Here is a 9,696-nt window from a genome sequence, read left to right as displayed (position 1 = left end):
CAATTCGGGCGTACTGATCGATTGCGGTAATGCATTGAGCAGCGCCGACGGATCGCTTTCGCGGCTCAGCAGCTCCAGCAGACGGACGCCTGCATACAAGCCATCGTCAAAGCCGTACCAGCGATCCTTGAAAAACACGTGTCCGCTCATCTCGCCGCCTAGCGGCGCTCCGGTTTCACGCATCTTGGCCTTCACCAGCGAATGGCCGGTCTTCCACATCAACGGCTTGCCGCCGTGTTTGGCGATCCATGGCGCCAGATGGCGCGTGCATTTGACGTCGTACAGGATTTGCTGGCCGGGATGCCGGGTCAGCACGTCGGCGGCAAACAACATCAGCTGACGATCCGGATAAATGATCTGGCCGTCTTTGGTGACCACGCCGAGGCGATCGCCGTCGCCATCGAAGGCCAGGCCAAGTTCAGCATCGCCGGTTTGCAGGGCGCGAATCACATCCTGCAGATTCTCGGGATGGGCCGGGTCGGGATGATGGTTGGGAAACGTCCCGTCGACTTCGCAAAACAACTCTTGCACCTCACATCCAAGTGCGCGATACAAGTCGCCGGCAAAGGCGCCGGCAACGCCGTTGCCGCAATCCAGCACGATCTTCATGGGCCGCGCCAGTTTGACGTCGCTCAGGATGCGTTCGAGATAAGCATTCCTGATGTCGTGAGTCCGGTAAGTTCCAGCCTGAGCCAGCGCTGGCCCAGTGCTGGCATTGACGATTTTCTGATACAGCGCCTGTATCGTCTCGCCATGAATCGCTTCACCAGCCAACACCATTTTGAAACCGTTGTAGTCAGGTGGATTATGGCTACCGGTCACCATCACGCCGGATTGGGCGCCAAGCACATGGGTAGCAAAATAAACCATCGGCGTGACGACCATCCCCAGATCAATCACATCCACGCTGGCTGCTTGTATTCCGGCCGCCAGTGCGGCGCTCAATTCGGGGCCAGACAAACGTCCATCGCGCCCGATGACAACTGTGTTTTCACCTTTAGCGCGTGCGGCATTGCCGAACGCCAGACCGATTTGACGCGCGATGCCGGCATCCAGCGTTTTGCCGACAATGCCGCGGATGTCATAAGCTTTGAATATGGAATTTTGAAGTGGGAGCACGGTTGTGATTCGTATTGATGAAAAAGAACAATGCAGGGAGCGTGAACTCAGTTGTTGTTGGCGATTCGCCGCTGCGTGACGTACACAATGCAAAATACCGTCGAGTTAACGCTGACTTTATCTCAGCCGGCTTGTCCGGTCGCACCCGGGTTCGCGTTGAAATGGACACCGATCGCTCAGTCCGAACGAAGTAAGTAAGTAAGTATTAATTTCCATAAACCCGGTAATCCGCAAAGCCAATTCGAACGCCATGCATGCCCCTCAACATGCGCTCTTGATCAGCCCCCCAATTTAAGCAACGTTATGAGTTCAAAAGCAATCAAAGAATAAATAGCGCGACCAAATCGGTATCTTATTTATACGCGCAACGCATCCAGCGTTTTACCCGACGAAACCCACTCTTGTATCCATTTCGGCTGGCGACCACGGCCAGTCCATTGCAACGACGCATCCGAAGGGTGGCGATAGCGCACCGCTACTTTAACTTTTGTCGCGCTACTCTTGCTACGTGATTGCCCGCCCAGCAAATCTTGCAACGAGATACCAGCGCTTTGTGCAATTGCCAGAATCTGTTCACGCGCTTTCGACAGCTCTTCGTGCTCTCTATCCTTTAAAGCCTGCTTGACCTGCTCTTGCAGTGCGCGCAACTGGGCAACTGTCAGACCTGATAAATCCATACTTCCTCCATTAAGTGAAATTTCATTGAAAACTGCATTTGCAACGCCCACTTATAAATCTACATTAAGGCCGATGTACACTAATGCAATCTCGCATCACGCGGCTCAATCACCTGCCCCTGGGCGCGCCAAATCAAATCCTCAATCCCGCATTGCGGCACATATTCTGCCACTGTGCGCAACAACATGGCACGCACTTCTTCATAATCAAATCTGTCACAGGCAGCTTCCAGCTTAGCGAGCAGATCCTGCAATACCGTCCACGGAATCTCCACTTCCTGTGCACGCATGATAAGAGGGTGCTCAGTTCCTTCGACGTTCTCGCCAATCAGCAATTCTTCATACAATTTTTCACCGGGACGCAAACCGACATGATTAATTTCGATGGTACCGTCAGGCGTAGTTTCAGATAGCACTTCAAGCCCGCTCAAATGCACCATCCGCTTAGCCAGATCGACAATCTTTACCGGATCACCCATATCCAGCACAAAGACGTCGCCACCTTCCCCCATTGCGCCAGCCTGCAACACCAATTGCGCCGCTTCGGGAATCGTCATGAAATAACGTGTAATCTCCGGGTGGGTCAGCGTAATTGGCCCCCCTGCCATAATCTGCTTGCGAAACAGAGGCACCACCGATCCCGACGATCCCAACACATTCCCAAAACGTACCATGCAGAACCGCGTGCGCGACGGTGATTTCGCTTGCATACGGGAAAATGCCTGCAATATCAACTCCGCGAAACGCTTGGTAGAACCCATCACATTAGTAGGTCGCACTGCCTTGTCGGTCGAAATCAGTACAAACGATTTGACGCCAGCAGCCATCGCGGCCTTGGCTACACTCAGCGTGCCAAACACATTATTCCTAATACCCTCGATCGGGTTATGCTCAACTAGCGGCACGTGCTTGTAAGCGGCGGCGTGATACACCGTTTCGACGGAAAAGGTACGCATGATCCGCGTGCACTTCTCAGTTTCCAGTACGGACCCCAGGAACGGCAATAATTCAATGCTGAGGCCCAGACTTCGTTGCAACTCGCTCAATTCCTGCTCAATCGCATACAGGCCGAACTCCGACATTTCAAGCAAAATCAATCGCGATGGCCGTTGCCGGATAATCTGACGGCACAGCTCAGACCCAATCGATCCACCTGCCCCCGTCACCAGCACCGATTTGTCGACGATGCAGGCAGAAATCAACTCCGGGTTCGGATCAACCTGATCACGCCCCAACAGATCCTCGATCTCGATCTCACGTATATCCTGCACGCGTAACTCACCAGTGATCAAACTCTTGATCGGCGGCGTTACTTTAATTTTGACCTTCAGCGGCTCCAGCCGATCAAGAACGTGTTTTTGCTGGGCTTTGGTCTGCGATGGCATAGCCAGCAATACTTCCTTGATGTCGTATCGTGCAATAGCAGCAGCTATGTCATCGGGACTACACACCTTGATACCCGCGATAGTCGCCCGATGCAGTTCTTTTTTGTCATCGATAAATACCATTGGTAAATATTCGTGGCTGGCACGTAGTGCACTGGCCAACTGCGATCCCGCCTGCCCTGCACCGTAGATTGCCACACGGACGGACCCAGCAGCGGCGCTGACACGCACCAAAAAACCCCTAGCTATAAAGCGACTGGCCGCCACGTACAAAATTGCAGTAATCCAGTAGATACCAAACACTCCACGAGAATAGCCGGACGTTTGTGTAAACGTCCCCAATGCCCCCAACGTTATGACTGACAACGTTACCCCGAGCACCACAACATATACAATTTTATGGTCAATGAAACGGATGACGGCGCGGTAAAGGCCCAATCTAATAAAAATTGGAATTGAAACCAGTGGCACCGCAACAATCAATATAGCGTATTGGAATAGTAAAGAATGGCTTACAACGTCATAGCGCAACCAGATTGCCAGGCAAAATGTGAGCGGCAAAAATATCAAATCCAAAGTAGCCGCAATAAGCTGTTTCTGCAACCTTGGAAAGTTCAGAAATAAATTCATATGAATATTTCAATCAATGGATAATTCCATCTCTGCGTATGACTTTCAAAAAAGTCAGGAAAATAATTTTAATGTCGAGAAAAAACGATTGCTTTTGCAAATATTCAACATCAAGTTTCACTTTTTCAGGAATCGGTAATTCATCACGTCCATTAATTTGCGCCCATCCAGTCAAACCAGGTACAAGCTCATGCACGCCATGTTGGGTACGTAAAGCAATCAAATCCTCTTGATTGAACAATGCCGGACGCGGCCCTACAAAACTCATATCACCTTGAAGAATACTCCACAATTGCGGCAACTCATCCAGACTAGATTTCCGTAAAAAAGATCCGATTGGGGTCAAACACTTCGCGGGATCAGGCAATAAATGGGTCGCCACCGCTGGCGTATCGATCAGCATTGTCCGAAATTTCGGCATCTTGAAAATTTTGTTTTTCCGGCCCACTCTGTCAGACCAATAAATTACCGGGCCTTGGGAGGTAAATCTTACGAACAATCCAACTAATACCGTGGGGACCAATAATACTACCGTCGCCAGTAACGCCAAACTAAAATCAAATATTCTTTTCATTCAAGCGCCGGTCAATGTTGATTCAGAAAATGTGCAACTGTTTTTATTAAAGATTCCTGCATAGTAGTTGCTGGCCGCCATTGTAGCGCCGTCTTGGTATGAGTAATATCAACTTGCAAAGATCCCAGTAATCTATCGGCAACTGCAGATTTACCTATCAGTGCAGCAGCGCCATAAATTAATTTCGATGGAACCGGTAACAACAACGATCTTCTGCCCATGGCATCGGACAACATACGTAACAAAACCGTAGTACTTACATCACAATCATCGGATACCATAAAAGTTTGATTCGCTGCATCTGGATGTTGACTGCAGACTACCAACAAATCAACAAGATTATCCAGAGACACCATGCTTCTATAGTTGTGAATAGCCCCTAAAGGCAAGGGTACACTCAATCTGACGAGTTGCATCAATCGACGAAAATTTGCACGCACCCCCGGACCATACACCAGCGGTGGACGAACGATGACAACCTCAAGGCCTGTGAAATGCGACAACTCTCTAAGTGCAATTTCCGCTTCAAGCTTTGACTGTCCATAAGGATCAATTGGCATGGGTTTATCGAAAGCGGTAAAGGGCTTGCCAGAGGTTTCTTCCCCATTCACCTTGACGCTACTGATGAAAATAAAACGTTTGACGCCGCTCTGAACTGCCTGCCTCGCCAAATTCATTGTTGCATCAACGTTCACCGCTCGAAAAGCCGCAAGTGGATTATTTGACTTATCATTCATTACATGAACACGCGCAGCCAAATGTATAACGACATCACATCCGGCTAAGGCATCTGCCCATTTTGTACTACCACTTAAATCACCAACTGCAAATTGCCTATCCTGCCTGGCTTGGCGTACGGCCGGCAAAAAATTGATGCCCCGCGCATGTAATGTGTCACAAAGAGCACTTCCTACAAAACCATTTGCACCCGTCACAAGAATTTTAGTCATTCAAAATTTTAGTCTTAATAAAAACATAGTAAAGGTGTGCAGAATTAAACGAATTCTGCGCTTATTATTTTGACCAAGTAACACGATTAATATAATCAATATAGCTAGCAACAACCCTGAGCACTTGCTTCGACACGTATGGATTCTCATAATCGGCGACAGGCAGAACAGCGGATGGGTTTTTGCGATATTGGGAAGTAACTATTTCAATAGCCTCGATCACGCGTTCTTTCTTCAAGCCGCACATGATCAAAGTTCCAACATCCATGCCTTCCGGACGTTCATGGGTATTGCGTATAGTGACTGCCGACAAATTCAACAATGACGTTTCTTCGGTAATGGTGCCGCTGTCGGAAAGTACGCAAAATGCCTCCATCTGCAGCTTGATATAGTCTACAAAGCCAAATGGTTTTGAAAAAATAATTCTTTTATCCATCGAGCCATAGCCGATTTCCTCTAAACGCTTCAATGTCCTTGGATGCGTGGAAACAAGGACTGGATAATTGTATTTATTCACCAATGCATCGAGTGTATCGAGCAAATCCCGCAACGCCTCTGGAGAATCAACATTCTCCTCCCGATGTGCACTAACTAAAAAGAATTCTTTGGTGTTTAATGACAAGCGTGAAATGACATCAGACTGCATAATTTTTGGCATATAAAAATCGAGCACCTCCCGCATGTGTGAGCCAGTTTTGATGATTGTTTCCGCTCTGATTCCTTCCGCGATCAGATAACGACGCGCATGTTCAGTCAGTACCATATTGATATCGGACAAATGATCCAATACCTTCCGATTAAGCTCTTCAGGCACGCGCTGATCAAAACAGCGATTTCCTGCTTCCATATGAAAGACCGGAATTTTACGGCGCTTCGCAGCAATAATTGACAAGCAGGAATTGGTATCGCCATAGAGCAATAGCGCATCCGGTTTCTCAATCTCAAAAACCTCATCCGCCTTCATGATGACCTGCGCAATTGTTTGCGCAGCATTTGCCCCAGCAGCATTCAGAAAATAATCTGGTTTGCGAATTTCGAGATCATCAAAAAAAACCTGATTCAACTCATAGTCATAATTTTGACCTGTATGAACTAATATATGCTGGGTATGTTTTTCCAATTCTGCGATGACGCGGCTCATTTTAATAAGTTCCGGACGCGTCCCGACTATAGTCATTACTTTACGCATTCAATTGCTCTTTTATAAAATCCAAATTCAATAAAATATTCTTTACCTGAGGCACCGTAAGCCGCTCAGTGTTATGTGAAGTGTAGTCATCGATTTCGGAAATCTTGGTTTCGCCTTCGACAAAATATTTATTGTAATTAAGATCACGATTATCTGCAGGTATTCGGAAATAGCGCCCCATGTCCTCGGCCTTTGCCATTTCCTCACGAGACACCAAAGATTCATATAATTTTTCACCATGTCGCGTACCTATTACACGAATAGGATTGTCTTTAGAAAAAACTTCCTTCAAGGCAATCGCAAGATCCTCAACGGTTGAAGCAGGTGCCTTTTGTATGAAAATATCGCCTTGTTCCCCATGTTCGAAAGCATGCAAAACCAAATCGACGGAGTCTTCCAAGGACATCAGGAAACGAGTCATATGTGGATCCGTGATTGTCAGCGGCTTTCCATCCTTTAATTGACTAACAAATAAAGGAATAACAGAACCTCGTGAAGCCATCACATTGCCATATCGCGTCGCGCATATTACTGTCTCACCTGGGGATCGCATCCTTGATTTTGCCACCATTAATTTTTCCATCATGGCCTTGGATATTCCCATAGCATTAATTGGATATACTGCCTTGTCAGTACTTAGCACGACTAAACGCGCCACATTGCTAGCCACGGTCGCATTCAACACATTTTCTGTGCCGAGTACATTAGTGCGAACAGCTTCCATCGGGTAAAACTCACAAGATGGAACCTGCTTCAATGCTGCAGCATGAAAAACATAATTCACGCCTTTCATGGCTTCATGAACACTGTCGTAATTCCGAACATCGCCAATATAAAATTTCAACTTGGGATTATTCAGCGCAATCCGCATGTCTTCCTGCTTTTTTTCATCGCGGCTGAAAATTCTAATTTCAGACACATCTGTCGACAAAAAACGTTTCAATACCGCATTACCAAAAGAACCAGTACCGCCGGTTATCATCAATACTTTGTTTTTAAACATCTTACACTCCACCATTATTTAAAATCAGACATCTTTTTCACTAGCTCAGGCCAAGTTGGGGCAATGTAACCTGAGGCTGCTCGGAATTTATCGGCGTTCAATGAACGATCAATAGAAAACTGTGCGTCCGGCGTTATTTCAATTTCTTTCTTGTATATCCCAGCAACCAACTCAAGCAAGTCAAATTTCGAAATTGGCTGTGACGCAACATGATACAAACCTGACAACTCGGAACGCGGCAACACAACGTCGCGGATAATATGTGCCAGTTCAACTGTAGGCAATCCTGAAAAAATAGCTTTCGTGTACCCTTTCACTGTGCCTTGTTGTGCCAGGAACCAGCCAACCAAACCGTTCGCACTATGCAACTCATGCCCTATGATTGACGTGCGCAGGGTAATAGTGTGTGGGTAATCGACTTCACCCAGATACTTTGATCGTCCGTATAAATCTTTTGCATCTGAAATATCAAGTTCTTTGTAATTGCCTTGTGCACCAGAAAAAACGCAGTCAGTGCTGACATGAACAAGTCTCGCACCCGCAATCTCACATAGACGAGCTAGTCGATGTGGTAACAGTGCATTAATCGGAATAGCCTGAAGTGGATCGTTTGCCTCGGCGAGCTGCTTAATCAAACCGATACAGTTGATCACAACGTCAGGCTTCACTTTTGAAAATAGCAAAGCAAGGGAATCCTGATTTTCGACATCTACACCCACTAGAATTTTTTCTGCCAACGATTGCGGAAATGATCGCCGTACGCCGCCAGTTCGAGCAGAACCGGAAACCTGATATCTACCGTCCTCCGAAAAATAGCGAAAGACGGTATTTCCCAACATCCCGGACACACCCAAAACCAAAATTTTCATAAAAATTTCCTTGTTACCATTTGTCCGTTCACATAAGGCGGAGCATCAATCTCCCCTTACTCACTTCGCGTTTAATCCCGACCAGACGCAATTAAATTCTCAAAATGAGAAATTAGGGTTTGTGTAAGCATGCCGCTGTCGTAATGCGTCTGGAAATAACGCTGCCCATTTTCACCAAGGCGCTTTCTTTCTTCAGTAGTCATATTTGACAACTGCTTAATGGCAACAGCCAAGGAAGCTGCATCCTCGGCAGGGCAACTAATCCCTGCATCCGCCTCCATTATAATTCGTGCCCCCTCACCGTTCACGCAGGCAATAATAGGACGCCCCATCGCCAAGTACGCTTGGACCTTGCTGGGTACCGTGTGATAAAAAATCGGTTCATCTCTTAACGTTACCAGCAGCGCGCCAGAGCCGCTCAGTATGGCTGGCATCGACTCAAGGCTATGCCGTCCTGCCATTACGACATTTTTCAAGCCACGCATTTGAATTTCGTCGTGCACCCAGTCAGCACGACTGCCATCACCCACCAGAAATATGCGTATGTCAGGAGCATCTTGTAATAGAGCCGCCGCCTCAATAATCGTTTCAACTGATTGCGCCGAGCCCAAGTTACCTGCGAAAACGACAGAAAATCCATCGTTAAGTCCATCAATTGGACAATTTTCGGACACCGATGATGACGAGAAGACATCGTCTGCAGAATTCGGGTAATAACAGATCTTCTTACGATCCGCCAAGGCTGCTACCGGTTCCACAAAAGCTTCCGATTGTACTAAAATCAAATCGGCTTGGCGATAAATCCAACGTACCACAACCCCCACCATAGCCAATATCCAGCGGTTGCGCACGAAACCGGTAGCCTCCAGGCTTTCCGGCCACAAATCCTGTACCCAGATTACCAACTTTGCGCCCTTGATCCACTTCAGTACTATTGCCGGAATCGCCTGCAATATCGGTGAAATCGCATAGACAAATACAACATCAACCCGCTTGCGCCGAAGCGCAAATGGCGCTAACAAGATACCGCTCAGCACGAATGACAAATAATTGCATATCAGTTGCACTGCCGAGCCCCGTCCTCGGGGGATCAGAGGCAATCGGTATACCGTAGCATCACTCCAGCTATGTTTGGTAAACGCTCCAGCGCGATAACCATCAAATACATGACCATCCGGATAATTCGGCTGTCCGGTCACGACATCGACAGTTACACCTTTTGCCATCAAGGCCTTAACCAGGTCATTTATACGAAAATTCTCCGGCCAAAAGTATTGGCTAAACACAAGAATATTCAATA

General features: G+C 47.4%; 9 protein-coding genes. All 9 read right to left on the bottom strand.

What is annotated here, in order from left to right:
- A partial coding sequence (locus tag VNZ60_RS06650) for a phosphomannomutase/phosphoglucomutase (protein WP_325657636.1) occupies nt 1-1,119 on the bottom strand: 1,119 nt, incomplete at its 3' end.
- 356 nt (nt 1,120-1,475) lie between these two features.
- Complete coding sequence (locus tag VNZ60_RS06645) at nt 1,476-1,847, bottom strand: H-NS histone family protein (protein ID WP_325657635.1); 372 nt, start codon at nt 1,845-1,847, stop codon at nt 1,476-1,478.
- 29 nt (nt 1,848-1,876) lie between these two features.
- A complete protein-coding gene (locus VNZ60_RS06640) occupies nt 1,877-3,811 on the bottom strand; it encodes a polysaccharide biosynthesis protein (RefSeq protein WP_325657634.1) in 1,935 nt (644 codons plus the stop codon).
- 13 nt (nt 3,812-3,824) lie between these two features.
- Nucleotides 3,825-4,385, bottom strand: coding sequence for a sugar transferase (locus tag VNZ60_RS06635; protein WP_325657633.1), 561 nt, complete (start codon nt 4,383-4,385; stop codon nt 3,825-3,827).
- Nucleotides 4,386-4,396: 11 nt separating this feature from the next.
- Nucleotides 4,397-5,335, bottom strand: a complete 939-nt coding sequence (locus VNZ60_RS06630) for a UDP-glucose 4-epimerase family protein (protein ID WP_325657632.1) — start codon at nt 5,333-5,335, stop codon at nt 4,397-4,399.
- 64 nt (nt 5,336-5,399) lie between these two features.
- Nucleotides 5,400-6,524: a non-hydrolyzing UDP-N-acetylglucosamine 2-epimerase gene (wecB, locus tag VNZ60_RS06625; RefSeq protein WP_325657631.1), complete on the bottom strand. Its 1,125-nt coding sequence runs from the start codon at nt 6,522-6,524 to the stop codon at nt 5,400-5,402.
- A complete protein-coding gene (locus VNZ60_RS06620) occupies nt 6,517-7,527 on the bottom strand; it encodes a polysaccharide biosynthesis protein (protein ID WP_325657630.1) in 1,011 nt (336 codons plus the stop codon). The genes wecB and VNZ60_RS06620 overlap by 8 nt, the downstream gene beginning before the upstream one ends.
- A 14-nt stretch (nt 7,528-7,541) precedes the next feature.
- Nucleotides 7,542-8,396: a dTDP-4-dehydrorhamnose reductase family protein gene (locus VNZ60_RS06615; RefSeq protein WP_325657629.1), complete on the bottom strand. Its 855-nt coding sequence runs from the start codon at nt 8,394-8,396 to the stop codon at nt 7,542-7,544.
- 71 nt (nt 8,397-8,467) lie between these two features.
- Entirely contained in the window at nt 8,468-9,694 is a 1,227-nt protein-coding gene (locus VNZ60_RS06610; protein WP_325657628.1) for a glycosyltransferase family 4 protein, read from the bottom strand.
- Between the last annotated feature and the right edge of the window lie 2 nt (nt 9,695-9,696).

Source organism: Collimonas sp. (genome assembly GCF_035566375.1).
Taxonomy (GTDB): domain Bacteria; phylum Pseudomonadota; class Gammaproteobacteria; order Burkholderiales; family Burkholderiaceae_D; genus Collimonas.
This window is presented reverse-complemented; position numbering and strand designations above follow the sequence as displayed.

Coding starts and splice junctions, on each gene's coding strand:
- VNZ60_RS06640 (WP_325657634.1), bottom strand. CDS start 3,811: ATGAATTTATTTCTGAACTTTCCAAGGTTGCAGAAACAGCTTATTGCG.
- VNZ60_RS06635 (WP_325657633.1), bottom strand. CDS start 4,385: ATGAAAAGAATATTTGATTTTAGTTTGGCGTTACTGGCGACGGTAGTA.
- VNZ60_RS06630 (WP_325657632.1), bottom strand. CDS start 5,335: ATGACTAAAATTCTTGTGACGGGTGCAAATGGTTTTGTAGGAAGTGCT.
- wecB (WP_325657631.1), bottom strand. CDS start 6,524: ATGCGTAAAGTAATGACTATAGTCGGGACGCGTCCGGAACTTATTAAA.
- VNZ60_RS06620 (WP_325657630.1), bottom strand. CDS start 7,527: ATGTTTAAAAACAAAGTATTGATGATAACCGGCGGTACTGGTTCTTTT.
- VNZ60_RS06615 (WP_325657629.1), bottom strand. CDS start 8,396: ATGAAAATTTTGGTTTTGGGTGTGTCCGGGATGTTGGGAAATACCGTC.